Source organism: Arthrobacter sp. D3-16 (assembly GCF_054408515.1).
The window spans coordinates 3559905-3577943 of sequence record NZ_CP096437.1 but is presented as its reverse complement, the minus strand read 5'-3'; the positions used below and the strand labels follow the sequence as shown (position 1 = coordinate 3577943).

The 18039-nt window shown below is 62.4% G+C and carries 19 protein-coding genes; 8 read left to right on the top strand and 11 right to left on the bottom strand.

All coding sequences use genetic code 11. The annotated features are described in order from the left end of the window. Positions 1-150 precede the first annotated feature (150 nt). Complete coding sequence (locus M1D32_RS16735; RefSeq protein WP_458779739.1) at positions 151-1281, top strand: glutamate--cysteine ligase; 1131 nt, start codon at positions 151-153, stop codon at positions 1279-1281. A 526-nt stretch (positions 1282-1807) separates the two neighbouring features. Here the strand turns inward: M1D32_RS16735 and M1D32_RS16730 are convergent. Then, the gene (locus M1D32_RS16730; RefSeq protein WP_458779738.1) at positions 1808-2395 is read right to left on the bottom strand and encodes an RBBP9/YdeN family alpha/beta hydrolase; all 588 of its coding nucleotides are present in this window, start codon (positions 2393-2395) and stop codon (positions 1808-1810) included. Positions 2396-2806: 411 nt separating this feature from the next. Then, positions 2807-3304: an HAD domain-containing protein gene (locus tag M1D32_RS16725; protein WP_458779737.1), complete on the bottom strand. Its 498-nt coding sequence runs from the start codon at positions 3302-3304 to the stop codon at positions 2807-2809. 187 nt (positions 3305-3491) lie between these two features. Between M1D32_RS16725 and M1D32_RS16720 the strand changes: the two genes are divergently transcribed. Beyond that, a complete protein-coding gene (locus tag M1D32_RS16720) occupies positions 3492-3698 on the top strand; it encodes a hypothetical protein (RefSeq protein ID WP_458779736.1) in 207 nt (68 codons plus the stop codon). Positions 3699-3784: 86 nt separating this feature from the next. Beyond that, the gene (locus tag M1D32_RS16715; RefSeq protein ID WP_458779735.1) at positions 3785-4129 is read left to right on the top strand and encodes a hypothetical protein; all 345 of its coding nucleotides are present in this window, start codon (positions 3785-3787) and stop codon (positions 4127-4129) included. Between the two features lie 127 nt (positions 4130-4256). Here M1D32_RS16715 and M1D32_RS16710 read toward each other — a convergent pair whose 3' ends face one another. Beyond that, positions 4257-4463 carry a hypothetical protein gene (locus M1D32_RS16710; protein ID WP_458779734.1) on the bottom strand — a complete coding sequence of 69 codons (207 nt, stop codon included), beginning with the start codon at positions 4461-4463 and terminating at the stop codon, positions 4257-4259. A gap of 776 nt (positions 4464-5239) precedes the next feature. Then, entirely contained in the window at positions 5240-7099 is a 1860-nt protein-coding gene (gene ilvD / locus M1D32_RS16705) for a dihydroxy-acid dehydratase (RefSeq protein WP_458779733.1), read from the bottom strand. Positions 7100-7184: 85 nt separating this feature from the next. On the opposite strand from ilvD, the gene M1D32_RS16700 reads away from it, so the two are divergent. After that, a complete protein-coding gene (locus M1D32_RS16700) occupies positions 7185-8030 on the top strand; it encodes a helix-turn-helix transcriptional regulator (protein ID WP_458779732.1) in 846 nt (281 codons plus the stop codon). A 145-nt stretch (positions 8031-8175) separates the two neighbouring features. Here the strand turns inward: M1D32_RS16700 and M1D32_RS16695 are convergent, their stop codons facing one another. Then, positions 8176-8481 carry a DUF4193 family protein gene (locus tag M1D32_RS16695; protein WP_458779731.1) on the bottom strand — a complete coding sequence of 102 codons (306 nt, stop codon included), beginning with the start codon at positions 8479-8481 and terminating at the stop codon, positions 8176-8178. A 219-nt stretch (positions 8482-8700) separates the two neighbouring features. Here M1D32_RS16695 and M1D32_RS16690 point away from each other — a divergent pair, with 219 nt between their 5' ends. The 4 genes from M1D32_RS16690 to M1D32_RS16675 all read left to right on the top strand — a co-directional run bounded on the left by M1D32_RS16690 (position 8701) and on the right by M1D32_RS16675 (position 11640). Next, entirely contained in the window at positions 8701-8943 is a 243-nt protein-coding gene (locus M1D32_RS16690) for a hypothetical protein (RefSeq protein ID WP_458779730.1), read from the top strand. Positions 8944-9228: 285 nt separating this feature from the next. Then, on the top strand, positions 9229-9972 hold the full coding sequence (locus M1D32_RS16685; protein WP_458779729.1) for a GAF and ANTAR domain-containing protein: 744 nt from the start codon (positions 9229-9231) through the stop codon (positions 9970-9972). 922 nt (positions 9973-10894) lie between these two features. Beyond that, a complete protein-coding gene (locus M1D32_RS16680) occupies positions 10895-11098 on the top strand; it encodes a cold-shock protein (RefSeq protein ID WP_458779728.1) in 204 nt (67 codons plus the stop codon). Between the two features lie 92 nt (positions 11099-11190). Continuing rightward, on the top strand, positions 11191-11640 hold the full coding sequence (locus tag M1D32_RS16675; RefSeq protein ID WP_458779727.1) for an SRPBCC family protein: 450 nt from the start codon (positions 11191-11193) through the stop codon (positions 11638-11640). Between the two features lie 577 nt (positions 11641-12217). On the opposite strand, the gene M1D32_RS16670 is transcribed toward M1D32_RS16675, so the two are convergent. From M1D32_RS16670 to M1D32_RS16645, 6 genes are all read right to left on the bottom strand, one after another. Next, the gene (locus M1D32_RS16670) at positions 12218-13303 is read right to left on the bottom strand and encodes an AAA family ATPase (protein ID WP_458779726.1); all 1086 of its coding nucleotides are present in this window, start codon (positions 13301-13303) and stop codon (positions 12218-12220) included. 330 nt (positions 13304-13633) lie between these two features. Then, the gene (locus tag M1D32_RS16665) at positions 13634-14314 is read right to left on the bottom strand and encodes a GntR family transcriptional regulator (protein ID WP_458779725.1); all 681 of its coding nucleotides are present in this window, start codon (positions 14312-14314) and stop codon (positions 13634-13636) included. 141 nt (positions 14315-14455) lie between these two features. Continuing rightward, positions 14456-15961 (bottom strand): tripartite tricarboxylate transporter permease, encoded by a 1506-nt coding sequence (locus M1D32_RS16660; RefSeq protein WP_458779724.1) that lies wholly within the window; start codon positions 15959-15961, stop codon positions 14456-14458. Beyond that, positions 15961-16521 carry a tripartite tricarboxylate transporter TctB family protein gene (locus M1D32_RS16655; RefSeq protein WP_458779723.1) on the bottom strand — a complete coding sequence of 187 codons (561 nt, stop codon included), beginning with the start codon at positions 16519-16521 and terminating at the stop codon, positions 15961-15963. Before M1D32_RS16655 ends, M1D32_RS16660 begins: the two co-directional genes overlap by 1 nt. After that, positions 16511-16897: a universal stress protein gene (locus M1D32_RS16650; RefSeq protein WP_458779722.1), complete on the bottom strand. Its 387-nt coding sequence runs from the start codon at positions 16895-16897 to the stop codon at positions 16511-16513. Before M1D32_RS16650 ends, M1D32_RS16655 begins: the two co-directional genes overlap by 11 nt. A 32-nt stretch (positions 16898-16929) precedes the next feature. Continuing rightward, positions 16930-17946, bottom strand: coding sequence for a tripartite tricarboxylate transporter substrate binding protein (locus M1D32_RS16645; protein WP_458779721.1), 1017 nt, complete (start codon positions 17944-17946; stop codon positions 16930-16932). Positions 17947-18039: the final 93 nt, after the last annotated feature.

Sequence of the window (18039 nt, the reverse complement as noted above, 5' to 3'; positions counted from 1 at the left end):
AGAGGGGCGGCTCGGGGGGAGCGTCCAACATCACGCACCAGCCGTCTTCAGGCAGGGTGTCATGCTTGGCAGCACCCGAGGAAATTAGGGGGAGCATCGGCAGCGATTCAATCATTGGCGGATTGCAAGGGACCCGGGCAGACTTGCGTTATGCGAAGCTTCGGGGTGGAAGAGGAGTTTTTGCTCATCGACGCCAGGACGGGGAATCACGCCGCGGTCGGTGAAAACCTCGTTGCTGCCGCGTCCGCTGAGGACGCCACGATCACCAGCGGAGGGGGCGGCGGCCGTTCAATGACAACACAACGAAACACCCTAACGACTGAGGTACAGCGCGAGCAGGTCGAAGCGGTTTCCGCCCCCTTCACTTGCCTGCCTGATCTTGCTGCTGCCCTCAAAGACGGCAGGGCGGAAGCCAACCGCCAGGCCCTGGTCTTTGGAGCGAGGATCGCAGCATTGGGAACTTCACCGCTCCCTGCTTTGCCTCACCTGGTCCGGACTTCCCGCTACCGTGCCATGGAAGAGCGTTTTGGGCTGGCACTAAGGGAACAACTGATGTGTGGTTTCCACGTGCATGTCTCCGTCGAATCTCCTGATGAGGGGGTCGCTGTCCTTGACCGGATCAGGATCTGGCTTCCGGTCCTGATCGCACTGTCTGCGAATTCACCTTTTTGGCAGGGCAAGGATACCGGCTATGCGAGTTTCCGCTATCAGGTGTGGAGACGGTGGCCAACAGCAGGACCGACCGAGATTTTCGGATCGGCCCAGGCGTATCGGGAGCTTGTGGAGATGCTGCTCTCCTGCAACGTCCTGCTGGACCGGGGTCAGATTTACTTCGATGCCCGCCTTTCGGCGGCCCATCCGACCGTCGAAATCCGCGTCCCGGATGTTTGCACCGATCCTGCCCATGCCGTAGCTGTGGCCGCTGTGATCCGCGGCTTGGTGGAGAGGGCGGCTCAGGACTGGGCGGAGGGGAAGCCGCCCCCTGCAGTTCCTTCAGAAATGCTGCGCCTGGCCTCTTGGCGGGCCAGCAGGTACGGCATTGGGGATGAGCTCATCCATCCGGAGCTGAACCGGCCCCGTCCGGCTGAGGAAAGTGTGGAAGCCCTTCTGGATCACGTCGGGCCGGCGTTGTCAGAAACCGGAGACACGACACTGGTAGAGGCAAGCATTCGACAGATCCTGGTTAACGGGACCGGGGCGAGCCGGCAGAGAAGCGTTTTCAACCGTGCCCGGAATTTACGGGAAGTGCTTTTGGACGCTGCAGAACGCACTACCGCTTGAGTAACGCCGACGCGGGGCGGCATTCCAGGCTGAGAGCCGCACCACCACAGCGGGCTGAGCACCACGTGTTCGCTTGGAGTGCACTCTCGAGCAGCATCAAAGCAGACTGCTGTGCGAAGCCCTAGCAACTTCCTGCCTGCGTCATCGCCCAGTGGGTAAGGGATCGGAGTTCTCGTAGCCGGCGAATAGAGCTACGCCCACGAAGTGCGGATGAAGGACAGCGATCGACCGTCAGTCCGCCACGGCGCAGTACGTGCCGGTAAGTAAGGCTGAAGTTGCTGAGCGGGTGTCAAGCCATTCTCGGGGCACCTGCTTGGACGGAAGGGTCGGGTGCAGCACCGAAGCTTCGTCATCCTCAACGATCTCGTCGACCTCCATGGCATGCGGGCATCGCGGCGGCAGCCGGCTAGCACCTCGAGCAGACACGCCCTGAGGCTGGATCCGGTGTGGACGGTGCGGAAGTTTCCGTCAAGGCCATCCCAGCGGCCTGGGAGTGTGCCCTCGGTTACCCATTTCCAGCCAACGATTAGGGGGACCGGATCAGGTCAAACAGGGCCGGGAAGCTTGTGACCCCATCTTCGGCCATGAAGTGTCCAGCTTCTGGATGGACCTGCAGCCGCGCGTCGAGGCGTCTCGCGAGCTCATCCGAGGCTGCGGCGGGAACAAAAGGATCCGTTTCAGAACGGATCACCGTTCGCTTGCGGATGCTCCCTGCGAGAGGTTCAACATCCACACCTGTTGCTAGGTATTGATCCAGTTCCGGCAAGGCATCCAGCGGCTCGACGAAGCCGGCCACCAGGACAAGCCCACCTAGCTGCCAAGGCTCCGTGAGGGCTGCCAGGACCCGTAGTGCCGTGATCGCACCAAGGGAATGAGCCACCACCACGGTTCCCGCATCCGGTGTTCCAAGCGCCCTGCTTACAGCGTTCTCCCACCCTGTCGGCTCGGGATCGTTCGGGTCAGGGAGGGGAACAACCGTGACGGCTATGCCTTCGGCCTGAAGTTCACCCTGAAGCCAGGGGAACCAGTTCGCATCCGGCGCCGACTCGTACCCGTGGACGATGACGACACGCTGGACGGATCGAACCGGGACGTTGCTGGCTTTTACGTTCATAGGCAAAGACCCTAAAGGGTTACCTCGGGGCAGCGGCAATGGACTTCCGCCGTGTCCCGGCTCCTGGCCGGACCCGCAGGTCCAATTGTGTTCTGGGCACTGGGGGTCGGCGTCCCTACCGTTATATCGTGACCGACAGGGGCCTGGTGCGGCCGGGCACCGGCACTCTTGGCGCAATCTAGTTACTGATCGAAGAGGCCATCAGGACGATGGAGAGCATCAGGTCAGCGGTTGCCGGTCATCGACGGTCACGACCTAGCCGTCATTCTCAGGCAGCCCGATTTCGGTAGGAATTACCCGGAAGGCCGGGTGGGCGAGCTTGCAGAGCTCATTTCGTTCTAATGGTCCCCGTTATGGCCTGGCGGCTCAAGCACAAGGAGCGCGTTCCTGGCGGCGGCATCCGGTCCACCGTCAGGAGGAAGGATCCCGGCCCTGGCCGTTGAGGAAAACCTGCACCGCCACGACGTGGGCTTCGGTCAGGCCCTCGTCCGGGTGCGGCTTCTCCAGCAGGACGGGGTGGACGTACTGGTGGGCCCAGTCATGCACGTCATGCCCTAGCGCATCGTCTATCCAGACAACCGCGTCCCAGCCCGGCTTGCCTTCCGCCTCCATGCTGCTCAGCCATCTGACGACCGAGCCAAGCTTTGGTGTCTGCTGGTCCTCGTCGCCTGGTTTCGGCTCTATCGTCACCCGAAGAGGCTTCGCCTCCAGCCCCAGCTGCGCTTCGATGCTGTCCAGAACTTCTGAAGGTGATGTCGATACCCAGGCGATCCTCCCTTTGGTGGCGAGCCGCAGCACGAGGGCAAGCTTCAAGTCCGACAGATGAGGACCTTGGTCATCGGAATGGCCGCCAGGCTCCTGCTTCGGGTTCAGCACGCCGTTAACGTCGAGAAGGATGATCGGCTTCATAACCGAGACCATAGCCCGTCTCCCCGCCCAGCAGTAGCCGCCACGGCGTACCGACGCGGGCAACGGCGGGCCCCCACAGCCGAGTTCAGCTGATCCTGGCGCGGGCCGGCGGCATCGGCTGCTGGCCTATTCACCCGCACATCGGCAGCCCGCCTGGAGCAGACTGAGGCCAAAGTAGGATTCGGAGATGACTAAAAAATCGAAACCCGCGCTCCTACCCCTGCTCGCCGTCGCCGTCTTGGCAGTCCTTGGCGGACTGGTTTTCCAGAAAATCAAAGCACGTCGCGCCGCTGTATCGAGCGGCGCCGTTTCGCCGCTGGATGACAAGGCCAAGGAGGAATGGATCGAAGAAGTCGTCGCGACGCCTCGTCCGCCTGCAAGTGAGTTGCACTAGGCACCCCTGACTGCTCCCTCCGCACTGCTTCCGCTAATCCCATGCGTGGTCTTCCTGGGACGTTTACCAGGTGGGACGATGCTCCTATGAGCGACAATCCCAACCACGACCCGAGGGGCCCCGCGCCGCAACAGCACCAGGACGCTGCACCTACCACACAGCAAATGCGAACTGTCGGCCAGCGCCGGCGCGAAGCGGAGCAGAAACTGGAGCATCATCTCGATGAGGCCCGCCGCAGAAATGAACACCAACCCGCCGACAAGCCTGGAGCAGATACCGGGAGCGCTTCTGGCGGAGTGGATGCCGCCGACGTTGCCGCAATCCAAAGCGATGACAGCATCACCCCCGCAGACCGCGTGGACCTGATTGCCAACCAGGCCCTCCCGGAAACAGAAAACAAGGACGCCTGGCCAGACAACGGCGAGGCCTGAACAGGGAAGGCCCGCCCTCGCAGTCCCTGGCCTGCTGTCCGTGTACGACTACCGCCTGGTCTTGCTGAAGATCCGTCACGTATCTATGGCCGGTTCCGGCGTAGACCGCCGCAGTTTCGAAGGGCCGTTATTCGGACCCGTCGGCGATACCTGCGTCAGGCGACAACGGTAGCTCCATGAACGCATACAGATCCCGCCAGGCGTTATCCAGACGCATCTCTGCTAAGACAATCTCTTCCTTGCCGGCATCGGCACCTCGCTGCCGCAATTCATAGAGCTCGCTGTACAGCTCATCCACCTCGTTCAGGCGTCGCTTGAATTCCATGTCAGCCATCGCAAAAGACTAATTGAACTGGAGAGAATGAGACAGGTGGTCTTAGCAGGCTTCTTCCTAACCCTTTGGCCGCCCGCTTATCTGCGGCATCGGAACCCGGAGCAACGCCCCGGCGGCGGTTGGGACCACTTGGTAACCCAACGATGCGGTACCAGGTGAAGGTGGTCCAAGGCTGGGCGGGCGACCGTCGTGGGGGGTCCCAGTTTTGGCGGCCGGCCCACATCTTCATTGACTGCACCGCAAACAACAGGCACTTCCCAACCGAGGGACACGTCGTCGTCGCAGCCCTCGAATGGGCCGAGTCGGACACCGGCGGAGCCTAGTCCAGGAGCCCCTCCGAAGGCTCTCCCCTAACTTTTGTTTCAAAAAGCCGACAAAGGATATTCCGTCAACCTGCCTCGGCAGGGCAAGCCCTTGCTTGCCGATCATGCGGCCAGAACTGGTGACGACTCTGATCCGTCCACGGCTGGGATCAATTCAGGTTATCCACGGCTGGAAATGGGAGCCGTTGAGGTAGCTCCCTGGCAGCAGTAGCGGTGGATAACCTTCGAGAATTGTCCCCGGCTGTGGGCGGGGGACTGGACCTCTCGTCCAAAAGTAGATCAATTTCAGTTGTTCCAGGCACCAGGCCAGGAGCGAGCGTCAACTTTGGCTGTACTTTCAGCTGACGACTTCCGAAATTGCGGGAGGAGACCAGACGGCAGCTGCCCGTAGAAGGGAATTGTCGGCTCTCGCTAAGGTTTCTGGCTTACCGGGATCTGTAGGGTGGGCAGCGGTTAGTTCGTCAGGAGGGAAACGTCTCGGACGGCACCCTTGTCTGCGGACAGGGCCATGGCGGCGTACGCGCGCAGTGCCGCGGAAACCTGGCGGTCCCGGTCTTTGGGCCTGTAACCGCCGTTGGCTTCCAATTTTTCGCGGCGTTCGGCGAGGACCTCGTCGGGGACCTGCAGCTGGAGAGAGCGCTGCGTGATGTCGATGCTGACGATGTCACCGTTCTCCACCAAGGCGATGGTTCCGCCGGAGGCAGCCTCGGGGGAGATGTGCCCGATCGACAGGCCGGAGGTGCCGCCGGAGAAGCGGCCGTCCGTGATGAGGGCGCACTTCTTGCCCAGGCCGCGGCCCTTGAGGAACGAGGTCGGGTAGAGCATTTCCTGCATGCCCGGACCTCCGCGTGGGCCTTCGTAGCGGATGACCACTACGTCGCCTTCCTTGACGGTCTTGTTCAGGATCTTTTCTACGGCTTCGTCCTGGGACTCGCACACAACGGCCGGGCCTTCGAAGATCCAGATGGACTCGTCCACGCCGGCCGTCTTCACCACGGCGCCGTCGACGGCCACGTTTCCGCGGAGCACGGCCAGTCCGCCGTCCTTGGAGTAGGCGTGTTCCACGGAGCGGATGCAGCCTTCCGCTCCGTCGGTGTCCAGGGAGGTCCACTCGTTCGACTGGGAGAACGCGGTGGAGGAGCGGACGCCGCCGGGAGCTGCGTGCCACAGGGCCTTCGCTTCTTCGGTGGCTTTGCCGCCGCGGATGTCCCAGTCATCCAGCCAGCCGTCCAGGTCCGCGGAGTGCACGGAATGGACGTCCTTGTGCAGGAGCCCGCCGCGGTTCAGCTCGCCCAGCAGGGCGGGGATCCCGCCGGCGCGATGCACGTCCTCCATGTAGTAGGTCTTGTCCTTGGCCACGTTCGGGGCCACCTTGGCCAGGCAGGGAACCTGGCGGGACTTGGCGTCCATCTCGGCCAGTCCATAGTCCACGCCCGCCTCCTGGGCCGCGGCGAGCAGGTGCAGGATGGTGTTGGTGGAACCGCCCATGGAGATGTCCAGGGCCATCGCGTTATCGAAGGCCTTGGCGGTGGCGATGGAGCGCGGCAGCACGGAGGCGTCGTCGCCGTCGTAATAGCGCTTCACCAGCTCGACGACGGTGGAACCGGCTTTCTCGTACAGCGCCTTGCGCGCGGTGTGGGTAGCCAGCACGGAGCCGTTGCCCGGCAGGGACAGGCCGATGGCCTCGGTGAGGCAGTTCATGGAGTTGGCGGTGAACATGCCCGAGCAGGAACCGCAGGTGGGACAGGCGTTCTCTTCAATGAGGTTGATGTCAGCATCGGAGATGGACTCGTCCACGGCGTCGGCAATCGCGTTCACCAGATCCAGGGAGCGCACGGACCCGTCGGTCAGGGTCACGCGACCGGCCTCCATGGGGCCGCCGGAGACGAACACGGTGGGGATGTTCAGGCGCAGCGCGGCCATCAGCATGCCGGGGGTGATCTTGTCGCAGTTGGAGATGCAGACCAGCGCGTCGGCGCAGTGCGCATTGACCATGTACTCCACGGAGTCGGCGATCAGGTCGCGCGAAGGCAGCGAGTACAGCATGCCGGAGTGGCCCATCGCGATGCCGTCGTCCACCGCTATGGTGTTGAACTCGCGCGGCACGGCACCGGCGGCGAGGATCGCGTCGGAGACGATCCGGCCCACAGGGGCGAGGTGGGTGTGCCCCGGGACAAATTCGGTGAAGGAGTTGGCCACCGCGATGATCGGCTTGCCGATGTCCGAGTTGGCGACGCCGGATGCGCGCAGCAGTGCGCGGGCGCCGGCCATGTTCCGGCCATGGGTAACTGTTTTAGAGCGAAGTGCAGGCATGAAGACCATCCTGCCCGGGCCTGTCGCGGCGTGGAAGACGGCGCTGCTACTAGTAGTAGGAGTACTAGAGTAATAGTATCCAAGAGTGCAAGATTCCGGACGCCGCAAAGAACTGGGTCTTTTCCTTCGAGCCCGCAGGGACCAGGCCGTCCGCGCCGACTACGGCCTGCCGCCCATAGCCCGCAAACGCGAACGGGGCCTGCGCCGCGAGGAGGTCGCGTTCCTGTCCGGCGTGAGCGTCACCTGGTACACCTGGCTTGAACAGGGCAGGGACATCAGCCCGTCCCGCCAGGTACTGGAAGCCATCAGCCGTGCCCTGCACCTGTCGGACACGGGCCTGGACTACGTCCTCTCCCTTGGCGGCTACGCATCGGCCGGGCCGGGCACCGCCGCAACCGCCACGGCACCGGCCCACATCCAGCGCCTTCTCGATGCCCTGGACCCCAACCCTTCGTTCGCCCTGTTGCCGGACTGGGGTGTCGCGGGCTGGAACAACGCCTACGCAGCCCTCTACCCCAACATCGCCACGGTCTCCGCTCCCGACCGCAACCTCCTGTGGCTGGTGTTCACCGACCCCTACGTCCGGGACCTGCTGCCCGACTGGGAGGTCACGAGCAAGCGCTTCCTTGCCGAGTTCCGCGCCGAAACCGGGCAGCGGCTCGGCGACCCGGACGTGGCCTACCAAGTGGAGCGGCTCAAGGAAACAAGCCCGGAATTCCGGGCAGGGTGGGACCGGTACGACATCCTGGGCTTCGAATCACGCGAGCGGCTCTTCCACCACCCAGCCGTCGGAGTCCTGCAACTGGAACACCACCAACTCTCGCCCTCCGACCGGCCCGACCTGCACCTCGTCGTCTACACACCCTCCCCGGGGAGCGATGCCGCGGCCCAGATGCGCTCCCTCATCGCCGGCACGCCCCGGGCTTCCTGACCGATATCTGCGGGCTCGGTTACAGCGAAGCTTTAGTGGCACGCATGGGCCTCACCACATCACCTGTGAGTAGGGGGAGGCCGACTCGCAGGTAGGCGCCTAGTCCACTGTTCGTGGACAAAGTGGAAGGCCGGCCCTAGCAGGGTCAGGCTTCGCATTCCTGGCAATACTGGTGGCCGTCGTGGTCCCGAGCCATTTGGGAACGGTGCCGGACCAGGAAGCAGGAGTGGCACGTGAACTCGTCCGCGGCTTGAGGGATGACCTGAATGATGAGTTCTTCAGCGACGATTTCGCCGCCCGGAACGCCGATGGCGTCAGCATCATCGGGTGCGTCCAGTTCACTGACGACGCTGCGGGCATCCGGGGCGCTAGCGGACTTTAATGCCTCAAGGGACTTTTCCTGTGTTTCCTTAACGTCGGTTCGCAGTTCGTCGTAATCAGCGGTGGACATGGTGCTTTTCTCGCTTCCTGTTTGTCGCCCGTGTGCAACGAATCTTCTGTAGCCCTTATTTCGCCTTGGTCACCGGCGCCGCCGTGATGCGACCGGCCGAAAATCTTTGGGTCACGCCATTTCATAAGTATACTTATCATATTCCTGTCGGCAGGCTTGGATACGGCCATTCCGTCTCATTGGGGAAGCCTCTTACAAGGATCAAAGGCGGCGAGGACCATGAGCATTGAACCGGAGCGGTTGCCTGGTTTGCAGGAAGATGCCCCGGAGCCGTGGTTGCAGTTGGAACTGCAGCTGAAGGCCCTGGAAATCATTGACGAAATCCTCAGCGACACCACGCCCGAGGAAGCGGACGCGCGCCGTGCGCTGAAGTGGCATGTCGCCCACCATCCAGGACAGCCCCAACGGGCTTTACTAATGCACATGATCACCTTGCCGCGTTCCGATTCCGATCACCGGTGAACGCCGGAGCCGCCCCGGAACCAGAAAGCACAGGCGCTCTGCCCTCCACGGCACGTTGTGTCGGCTACCCGGCCGAAACAATGGCATCGAGAGCTGCGAAACCGGCGCCAGCTAATCGGGGAACGCTGCCGCCATAACTTTCGGGGGTTATGTTCTAGCTTCAGCCGCACCAGGCGCGGTTTGGGGAGCATACTAAGGGCAGGCCGCGTATGCGGTTTCACTGTCCTTGGGTCGCCCTCCTTGCAAAGGGGGTGTTGTTTGGGCATAAAGAGGAATGAGGCCGTCATGGCCCACGAATCACGTCGATTGCCGTCTGAGCTTGTCGTTGATCACCTGCAGGACCTGGTTCTGAAGACCCAGGACGTGAAGGAGATGCTGGATGAACTGGCGGTCTTTACGGCCCTGACACTTTCTGACCCTGCTGTTGCCTTCTGCAGCATCACCTTGATGCAACGAAAGAAGCCAGTGACGGTAGCGAGCAGCGAAAAGGGCGCGGTTCGGCTCGATGAGAGCCAATACCGCGCCGGCGACGGACCCTGTCTGGCCGCCATCCGTGAGCAGACTGTCATACATCTTCCGGACGTAAGCCGCGAACACCGCTGGCCCGACTACACCGCGTCGGCACTGGTGGAGGGAGTCGGTTCCAGTCTGTCCGTACCGTTGATCCTTGAAGGGGAAGCCGAAGCGGGCTTGAATATGTACTCCACCCGCTCTCATGGATTCAGCTCTAAAGACATCGAAAGGGTCGAGTCCTACGCGTATCACGCGTCCAAGGCTCTCCGGCTCGCAGTGCGGATCAGCCAACTGTCCGAGGCAAAGAACAATCTCACTGCAGCGCTGGAGTCACGCACCGTCATCGATCTGGCAGCCGGCGCCATCATGGCGCAAAACCGGTGCAGCCAGGAATCCGCCATGAAGATCCTGAGAATAGCCTCCAACTCCCGGAACGTTAAGCTTCGGGATGTCGCAGCGTCAGTGGTCACGTCACTGTCCCAGGACACCAGAATCAAGACGCATTTCGACGCCTAGCGCCGTTCCATCAAAAGCTGCATGACGTTGCCTGTTCAGTAGTCTCCGGCACTGTTCAGCCGATGGTCTCCAGCGTCAGTTCATCAACTGCGAGAGCGAGTGCTTCCGTATCGAACCAGGTGAGCGGCATCAGTTCGTGAATGACAGCATCAAATTCAAAGGGATGCCAGCGCACCACAATTCCAGTACACGATCCACAAATCGATGAGAGCGACGTTCTTCCCCTCCAGGAGATTCCTTGCCGCGTGCCGCTGGTCTCGCATAACCAATCCTTGCTTCTGCTGCCGGCACCCCGCAAGCCTCACCAGCACTATCGGTCACAGCCGCAGAAAATGGCGAACTGAAGCTTGCGCAGCATCAGCAGGAAGCCCGCCATAAGAGCGAAGAACCCCGTAGGGCAGCACGAACAACCCCCGGCCTCGACCACCGGCAACCATCAGTTGAGGCTGCTGCGGCAATGACCGGTGGATAGACTCGCTGGCATGCCGGTCACTGACAATGTCGCTTGGGATGGGCGTCTGGAATCGTGAATGCCCATAGCCTACGCCGGGCAGCGCAGCAGAAACAGGCCCTATCAAAACCGTTCCGTAGCCTCATCGGGGAAAGACGTTAAAGTCCACCATACGCACGCGGGGAGACCAGCCACGCAACCACATCTATTCGCCGGCAGCCACAGGTTCCTTCCAGTCATGCGCATGAAGCTTTCCATGGTGCTGTCAGATGAAGAACGCAGACGCCTGGAAAAGGTCGAAAAGGAACTGCAGATCGCACTGCCACAGCATCACGTTTCGCTGGTGACAATCGTTGCTGTGTCTCTTGTGCCGGCAGGGAGGCGGCTCTACCTTGGAGACCAGCGGATATGGATGTCCGCCCGCTCGTGCGAAGGCGCTTGCGGTAAGAAGCAGTCGTATGGGTGGGACGAATGGCAACAGGAACGGTGAAGTGGTTTAACGCGGAAAAGGGCTTCGGCTTTATCGCCCCTGACGACGGGTCCGGGGATGTGTTTGCCCATTACTCCGCGATCGCTTCCAGCGGCTACCGCTCCCTGGAGGAGAACCAGAAAGTCCAGTACGACGTCGTCCAAGGCCAGAAGGGTCCCCAGGCGGACAACATCCGCCCCCGCTAAACCCCGCTAACGGCGGCAGAGCGATATACCGAACGCGTGCGCGCCTGGCTTGGGCCGTGGGGTTGATGATGTTGTCTTCGGGAGGAGAGAACATGCAAACAGTCGAAGAAACCATTGATGTCGAGGTCCCAGTGCGAGCAGCCTATGACCAGTGGACACAGTTCGAATCCTTTCCCAATTTCATGTCCGGGGTGGACTCCGTAGTCCAACTCACTGACCGGACGAACCACTGGGTGGTGAACATCGGCGGAGCCAGACGGGAATTCGATACTGAAATCATCGAACAGCGTCCCGATGAGCGGATTGCCTGGCGCAGCACCGACGGACAGGCGCACGCCGGTGTCGTTACTTTCACACCGCTACAAACCGGAGCGACGCGAGTCTGGGTTCGCTTTGAATGGGCACCGGAAAGCTTCATGGACAAGGCCGGGGCCGCGCTCGGGTTCGACAACATGCAGGTCAGGGCGGACTTGCGCCGCTTCAAGGAGTTCATTGAGGCCAGGGGTACCGAAACCGGCGCTTGGCGCGGAGAGGTCCATTAAAACCAATCAGGCAGGGAAGCCTTGATTTCCCGCAGCCCTGTCCTTCAAACACCGTAAGTGGCTATATGCGGTCATTCCCCCAATGGCATCCACTCCTACTAACCCTTAGGCGCTACAGGCAGCTGGGTGCGTAAGCCACCGTGGTCATGTCTGCGCCGTGTGCATCACTAAAGTGCCACCACTCGCTGCAGGACGGCGAATTAATTACACGTCGCCCCGACTTGATTCCCTGGCTTGAGAGGCGAGTAGGAGCACGATGGTTTGCAGTTCCTTGCGTAGCTTGTCCCCGTCCACTGCCACGCGTGTCAATATCGTGCAATCCACTTCACGGCCTCGTTGATTACCCGGGCGCCGATGTCGGTGATGGAGACAATCTGGCTTCTGCGGTCAGAAGTGTTGGGCTGTCGGCGGATGTAGCCCGAGGCCTCCAGACGGGACCGCCAACGCGCGACCTGGTGGACGGCACCTCAGCGGCGCGTCTTTCGGGGCGAAAGCCGCCTGAACGCTGGCTCAAACAAGCTTTTCTAGGCCTATCCCCCACCCATTTTCAAAAGCCGATAACCGTGATTCTGTCAATCTACTGGCGGAGGTATTGGCGGAGTCCGGGGATTGCGAAGTCGACTTTGCCGTAGCCGGCGGACTCGATCAGGCCTGCGGCGATGAGCCTGTTGCGGTATTTGGATACGACGTTGGGCTTGGCTTTGAGGATGGCACCGATCTGGCCGGCGGCAGAGGGGCCGTCCTGTGCGGCCATCGCGTCGAGGAACTCACGGTCTTTGTCCGAGATGTCCGACAGTGCCGACTCGACGACCACTAGGGTGTTCCGTCTTTGGGCGGCAGCGATTCCACGCTCAACGTTGCTCTGGTTGAGTTTCCATGCTGCCTTGTCGGCCTCCAACCAGAGATAGTAGCCGACCAGTTGGATCAGGAAGGGATAGCCTTCCGTGGCTTCGGCTGCCTGGTTGATGAGGTCGGGGGCGAAGCTGATGCCTCCCTGGCCGAAGAGCTCGCTGTACGATGCGGTGACTTCGGCGATGGCTGCTTCGTGAAGATTGATCCTGTCGGCCCGCCGCAGGAAGGTGGCAACGCCTTCATTGAGGAGGTCGGACACCGCTGATGGCAGGCCGGCGAAAATCAGGCCGATGGGCAGCCCGTCCCGGATGAAGTGCTGGACGTCGGCGGCTAGTTGGGCGATTTCCGTCCTGTCGACGGCGTGGATCTCGTCGATGGTGATGATCAGTCCTGTGCCTTGGGCGTCCAGCAGGCGCAGCAGTTCGTTCCCGGTCCTGCGCCAGTCGGTGGCCCGTTCCGGAGGGAGTTGGGTTGTCAGTCCGAACCCTGCCGCTGAGAAAGCAGTGATTTTCCGGGATGGAGGCCCGTCCCCGAGTTCGTCGAGGAGGCGGAGCATGTCATCGCCGACGCCGGCGAGGAAGCCTGGCGTAGCTGTCCGGGAGATCACCGCCCACCCGTGATTCCGAGCAATGCCTTCGGCTTCGCTCAACATGACCGTCTTGCCGATGCCCCGGGAGCCGGTGATGATGGTCAGGAGCCCGGGCGCTCCGGAACCCTGCTGGAGGCCGTATTCGAATTCGTCCAGCAGCCCGGCCCGTCCGACCAATTCAGGAGGCGTGGCTCCGGCCGTCGGCTTGAAGGGGTTCTGCACTACACCCTCCTCGGGTGAAACTAGGTGAAACTGGTGAAAGTGGTGAAACTCCTGCCACCATAAGCCGACGCCTCGACCAGAGGCAAGAGGGGCCAGGGAGGCGGCCTCGGGGCTAAAGGGCGGGAAAGAGAAGTACATCGAGCACCGCTCCATATCGGCAAGGTTTGCCAGGGCTAAGCCTGGAGAAATAACTCGAGACTAGCTGCGGAAGTTGTCAGGTTGGGGGGCACTTCAAATCCGACTGCCGCTAGTCGAACGACTACCAGCCATAGGCGCGGGATCGGTGCTTGCCGTTCCCGTCCACCCACAGTCGATGCGGCGTTGGTTTGGTCAACGCCCCTTTTGACGTCCTCCGAGGACGTCAATTGCCCGCCGGCCGAGACTGCCGAGGACGTGGCGATGCATGGCTTCGCGGGCACGGTCGGTTTGGCCGGCGATAACGGCTTCGGCGATCTGCACGTGTTCTTGCTGGACGCGTGCCTGGTCTTTTGCCGAGTCCTGCTGGTTTTGCAGTCCGATTTGTCGGTATTGGTCTGCTTTGTCCCAGAGGCCTTCGAGGATGCCGATGAGGAGGGGGTTGTGGGATGCCGTGTAGATGGCACGGTGGAAGTTCCGGTGCGCTGTCATCGCCTCCAGATCACTGGAATCGTTCAGCGGGGTGAGCTGCTTTAGTGCCGCTTCGATATCCGAAATGTCCTCAGGGGTTCGGCTTGTGGCAGCCAATGCCGCGGCCAGGGGGTCGAGGTTTTCCCTGATGACGTAGAGGTTGTGTGCCTCATCGGAGCTGAGCGGAGTGACTCTTGCGTCCCTGTGCGAGTCCAGTTGCACCATGCCTTCGGCGGCGAGCCTGCGGAGGGCTTCGCGCAAAGGTGTGGTGCTGACTCCGAGTTCCTGAGCGAGCATGGTCTGGCTGAAGACGGCCCCGGGTTGGATTTGCCCGGTCAGTATTCGGCGGCGGAGTTCGTCGTAGGCGTAGGCACTTTTGGTCAGTGCTATGGGAGGGATTGGCACGGGTGCTCCTTACGCCTTCTTCGGCTTATAGGCTATGGGCTACCTTACTCCTAGCATGCGCCGTGCCTGCACCTTGCACAGCTGGGGGTGGAGGCGCCGTTGGGCGCTCCACCCCAGGCTGTGGCTGAGGGTCGGTTGTTGCTAGACGTCCTGACGGGTGCGGGTAGTGATTCGCCGCCAGAGGGTATAGGCGAGCACGACGGCGAGGATGCCGTAGAGCGTCCAGGTGACTGGGCTGTCGACCAGGACGGAGACTTGGCCGCCGCTGGACATCATGGCGTTGCGGAGGCTGGTCTCGGCCAGGGGGCCGAGGACGACGCCGATCATGATGGGGGCAAGGGGGAAGCCGTACCGGCGCAGGATGAAGCCGAGGAATCCGATGGCCAGCACGATGTAGAGGTCGGCGACTGCGGCGCTGGTGGCGTAGACGCCGAGGCCGCAAAAGACGGTGATGCCGGCGTAGAGGTAGTGCTTGGGGATGAGCAGCAGTTTGGCCCAGAGCGGTGCGAAGGGCAGGTTGAGGATCAGCAGGACTACCAGGCCGATGAAGAGGCTGGCGAGCAGGGCCCACACCAGGTCGGCGTTGCGTTCGAACAGAAGCGGTCCCGGCTGCAGCCCGTACTGCTGGAATGCTGCGAGCATGATCGCGGCGGTGGCTGAGGTCGGCAGGCCGAGGGCGAGGAGGGCGCCCATCGCGGTGCCCGAGGTGGCGTTTCCGGCGGCTTCCGGTGCGGCGACGCCGCGGATTGCGCCCTTGCCGAACTGCGGATCGCGGCGCTTGCGGTCCAGCTGGCGCTCCGTTCCGTAGGCCATGAAGGTCGGTACTTCAGCACCGCCTACGGGAATTACACCAAAGGGGACGCCGAAGGCAGTACCCCGGAGCCACGCCGGCAGTGCCTCCTTGAATTCCCGTTTTGAAAGGTAGGGGCGGCCGGAGACCGCGATGGCCGAGAGCTTCGGGTCGCGGTGGATGCGGGAAGCAACGTGGAAGACCTCGCCCAGGGCCAGGATGCCCACGGTGATGACGATGATGCTGATCCCGTCAAAGAGTTGGGGCACGTCCGCGGTGAAGCGGGACGCTCCGGAGATGCCATCGATGCCCACGATCGCCAGCGCCAGTCCGATGGCGAGGGCGGAAAGGCCCTTGATCACTGAGTCCGATACGACCGAGGCGGTGGCGATGAACGCGAAGACGGCCAGCGCAAAATATTCGGCCGGGCCGAACATCACGGCGATGTCGGCAAGTTTGGGGGCAAAGAACACCACCAGGGTGGTGGCGATGAGGCCGCCGATGAAGGCTCCGATGGCGGAGGTAGCCAGTGCCTGCGGCGCCCGCCCGAGTTTGGCCATCCGGTGGCCCTCAAAGGTGGTGGCGATCGCAGTGGAGCCGCCTGGGGTGTTCATGAGGATACCCATGGTGGAGTCGCCGAAGAGCCCGCCGAAGTAGACTCCTGCGAACATGATGAAGGCGCCGACCGGGTCAAGGCTGAAGGTCACCGGCAGCAGGAGCGCCACTGCCATGGAGGAGCCGAGGCCGGGGATGACGCCGACGGCGGTGCCGAGGAATGCGCCGACGAAGACCCAGAGCAGGTTCATGGGCGTGAAGGCCTGTGAGAAGCCTTCCAGGAGCAGGGTTAGGGATTCCATCAGCCGTAAATTCCTTCCAGGACGCCGCCGGGCAGGTTGAGGCCCAGGCCGGCGCCGAATGCGAGCTGGATGCAGGAGGAGAAGACCAGGGACAGGCCGAGGTCGAAAAGCGGCCGTTTGCTTCCGAGTGCCCGGGAGACGCCCCAGAACAGCACGGCCGCGGAGAGGAGCCAGCCCACCGGGATGAGCAGAAGTGCAAACGCCAGGAATGAGGCAAAGACGAGCCCAAGTGACTTCCAGTCACTATGGAAGCGGTGCCCGGCGGCGGCTTCCGCAACATGCTCGGGCTTCCGCAGGGTCTGCACCGCCAGCAGTGCGGCGAGAATGAAAATGGAGATGACGATCAGGGTGGGGAAGAAGGTGGGACCTGGAGCTTTGGCGCCTTCCGGCACGTCCATGGTCAGGATCCCTGCAGTGAGGTAGGTTCCGATCGCAGCCAGGATGCCTGCCACCACCAGGCCGCTGCGGCCAGCCCAGAATCCGTGGCTGCTACCCGCGCGCTGGTCAGCCGGGAGGATTTCCGCTACTGTTTCGGCGTTGTTGCCTGCTTCAGTGATCATCGGAGTCCGCCTTCACGGTCAGGACGGGAACGGTTGAGCCAAGGATGATGCTCTGGGCGTCCGAGCCAAGGATGACTTTGCTGACGCGCGAGCGGTTGCGAACGCCTACTACCAGGAGGGCGGCGCCGGTTTCCATGGCAGTGTCCAGCAATTCTTCGGCCGCATGGCGTCCCTGCGGGTTCCGGGGCAGGAGTGTGGCGCCGGCTTCGACGGCGTCGTGCAGGGCGGTGTCAACGGCCGCGGCGGTGCCACTTTCCGGGATCTCCCCGAGCGGGAAGATAGCCAGGGGCTTCCCGGTGACTTCGGCCGCCTGCAGGCCGTGCCGGAGGGCGGCGGTGCCCTCGGCGGTTTTTGTGTATCCAACCAGGATTGTCATGTCTTCTCCAGGGATGTGTTTGATGGGGGAGGTCAGTAGCCGAGTTCGTTCCATATCTTGTTCACGGCCTCGCTCTCGTCGGCGATGAACCGTTCGAATTCCTCTCCGGCGAGGAACCTGTCGGCCCATTGGTTGCGCTCTATGGCGTCTTTCCATTCAGGGGTCTGCACCACTTCGGTGACGATGCCCTGCAGCTCTTGCTTCTGCTCGGGCGTGATACCGGGGGCGGCCACAATTCCGCGCCAGTTCGTCAGGTCGATGTCGTAGCCGAGCTCTTTCAGGGTGGGCACATCGATCGACTCCACCGGTTCGGGTGCCGAGACGGCGAGGGCCTTGAGGCGCCCGGCTTCGATCTGGTCCGCGAAGTCCACGTAGCCACTCACTGAGGCTTTGATGGTTCCGGACATGAGCGAGGTGGCCAGTTCGCCGCCGCCGGAGTAGGCGATGTAGTTAACCGCAGTGGGTTCGATGCCGGCGGCCTGGGCGAGCTGGGTGATGATCATCTGGTCGACGCTGCCGAGCGAACCGCCGCCGAAAGCGAAGGAGCCGGGATCCTGCTTCCAGGCCGATACCAGGTCATCCACTGAGTTGAAGGGCGAATCGGCGGGAACCACCAGGACGTCGTAGTCCTCCGTGATCCTGGCGATGGGGGTGACATCCTCCAAGGTGGTGTCCGAGCCATTGATGTTGATCGCACCCAGCATGGTGATGCCCATCAGCATCAGGGTGCTGCTCTCACCCTCCATGCCCGCGAACTTCGTCAGGCCGATGGTTCCCCCGGCACCGGGGATGTTCACTACCTGCGCGTTATTCACGATGCCCTGCGCGCGCATCGCCTGTTGAGCCTCGCGTGCTGCTCCGTCCCAGCCGCCTCCCGCGCCCGCCGGTGCGATCAGGGTGAGACGGTTGCGGGCGTCGTCGCCGGAGCCGCTCGCTGATGCGTTTATTGAGGCCAGGGCGACGGCCGTTATGCCAAGGATTGCGAACGCGGCACGTGCCACCTGTTTAATGCGGGAGGTTTTCTTAGCAGACGTCGGATGGGGCTCCATCGCCCTTCCTTCCTATCGGGGAGTGCTGCGGCGCCGGGGATGTTATGAACGCCACGCCTGTAGCTTATAAGCTATGATCTATAGGTGTCCACC

What these genes read in the sequence shown, in the direction of transcription:
- M1D32_RS16735 (WP_458779739.1), top strand. Translation starts at nt 151, where the DNA reads ATGCGAAGCTTCGGGGTGGAAGAGGAGTTTTTGCTCATCGACGCCAGG.
- M1D32_RS16730 (WP_458779738.1), bottom strand. Translation starts at nt 2,395, where the DNA reads ATGAACGTAAAAGCCAGCAACGTCCCGGTTCGATCCGTCCAGCGTGTC.
- M1D32_RS16725 (WP_458779737.1), bottom strand. Translation starts at nt 3,304, where the DNA reads ATGAAGCCGATCATCCTTCTCGACGTTAACGGCGTGCTGAACCCGAAG.
- M1D32_RS16720 (WP_458779736.1), top strand. Translation starts at nt 3,492, where the DNA reads ATGACTAAAAAATCGAAACCCGCGCTCCTACCCCTGCTCGCCGTCGCC.
- M1D32_RS16715 (WP_458779735.1), top strand. Translation starts at nt 3,785, where the DNA reads ATGAGCGACAATCCCAACCACGACCCGAGGGGCCCCGCGCCGCAACAG.
- M1D32_RS16710 (WP_458779734.1), bottom strand. Translation starts at nt 4,463, where the DNA reads ATGGCTGACATGGAATTCAAGCGACGCCTGAACGAGGTGGATGAGCTG.
- ilvD (WP_458779733.1), bottom strand. Translation starts at nt 7,099, where the DNA reads ATGCCTGCACTTCGCTCTAAAACAGTTACCCATGGCCGGAACATGGCC.
- M1D32_RS16695 (WP_458779731.1), bottom strand. Translation starts at nt 8,481, where the DNA reads ATGTCCACCGCTGATTACGACGAACTGCGAACCGACGTTAAGGAAACA.
- M1D32_RS16690 (WP_458779730.1), top strand. Translation starts at nt 8,701, where the DNA reads ATGAGCATTGAACCGGAGCGGTTGCCTGGTTTGCAGGAAGATGCCCCG.
- M1D32_RS16685 (WP_458779729.1), top strand. Translation starts at nt 9,229, where the DNA reads ATGGCCCACGAATCACGTCGATTGCCGTCTGAGCTTGTCGTTGATCAC.
- M1D32_RS16680 (WP_458779728.1), top strand. Translation starts at nt 10,895, where the DNA reads ATGGCAACAGGAACGGTGAAGTGGTTTAACGCGGAAAAGGGCTTCGGC.
- M1D32_RS16675 (WP_458779727.1), top strand. Translation starts at nt 11,191, where the DNA reads ATGCAAACAGTCGAAGAAACCATTGATGTCGAGGTCCCAGTGCGAGCA.
- M1D32_RS16660 (WP_458779724.1), bottom strand. Translation starts at nt 15,961, where the DNA reads ATGGAATCCCTAACCCTGCTCCTGGAAGGCTTCTCACAGGCCTTCACG.
- M1D32_RS16655 (WP_458779723.1), bottom strand. Translation starts at nt 16,521, where the DNA reads ATGATCACTGAAGCAGGCAACAACGCCGAAACAGTAGCGGAAATCCTC.
- M1D32_RS16650 (WP_458779722.1), bottom strand. Translation starts at nt 16,897, where the DNA reads ATGACAATCCTGGTTGGATACACAAAAACCGCCGAGGGCACCGCCGCC.
- M1D32_RS16645 (WP_458779721.1), bottom strand. Translation starts at nt 17,946, where the DNA reads ATGGAGCCCCATCCGACGTCTGCTAAGAAAACCTCCCGCATTAAACAG.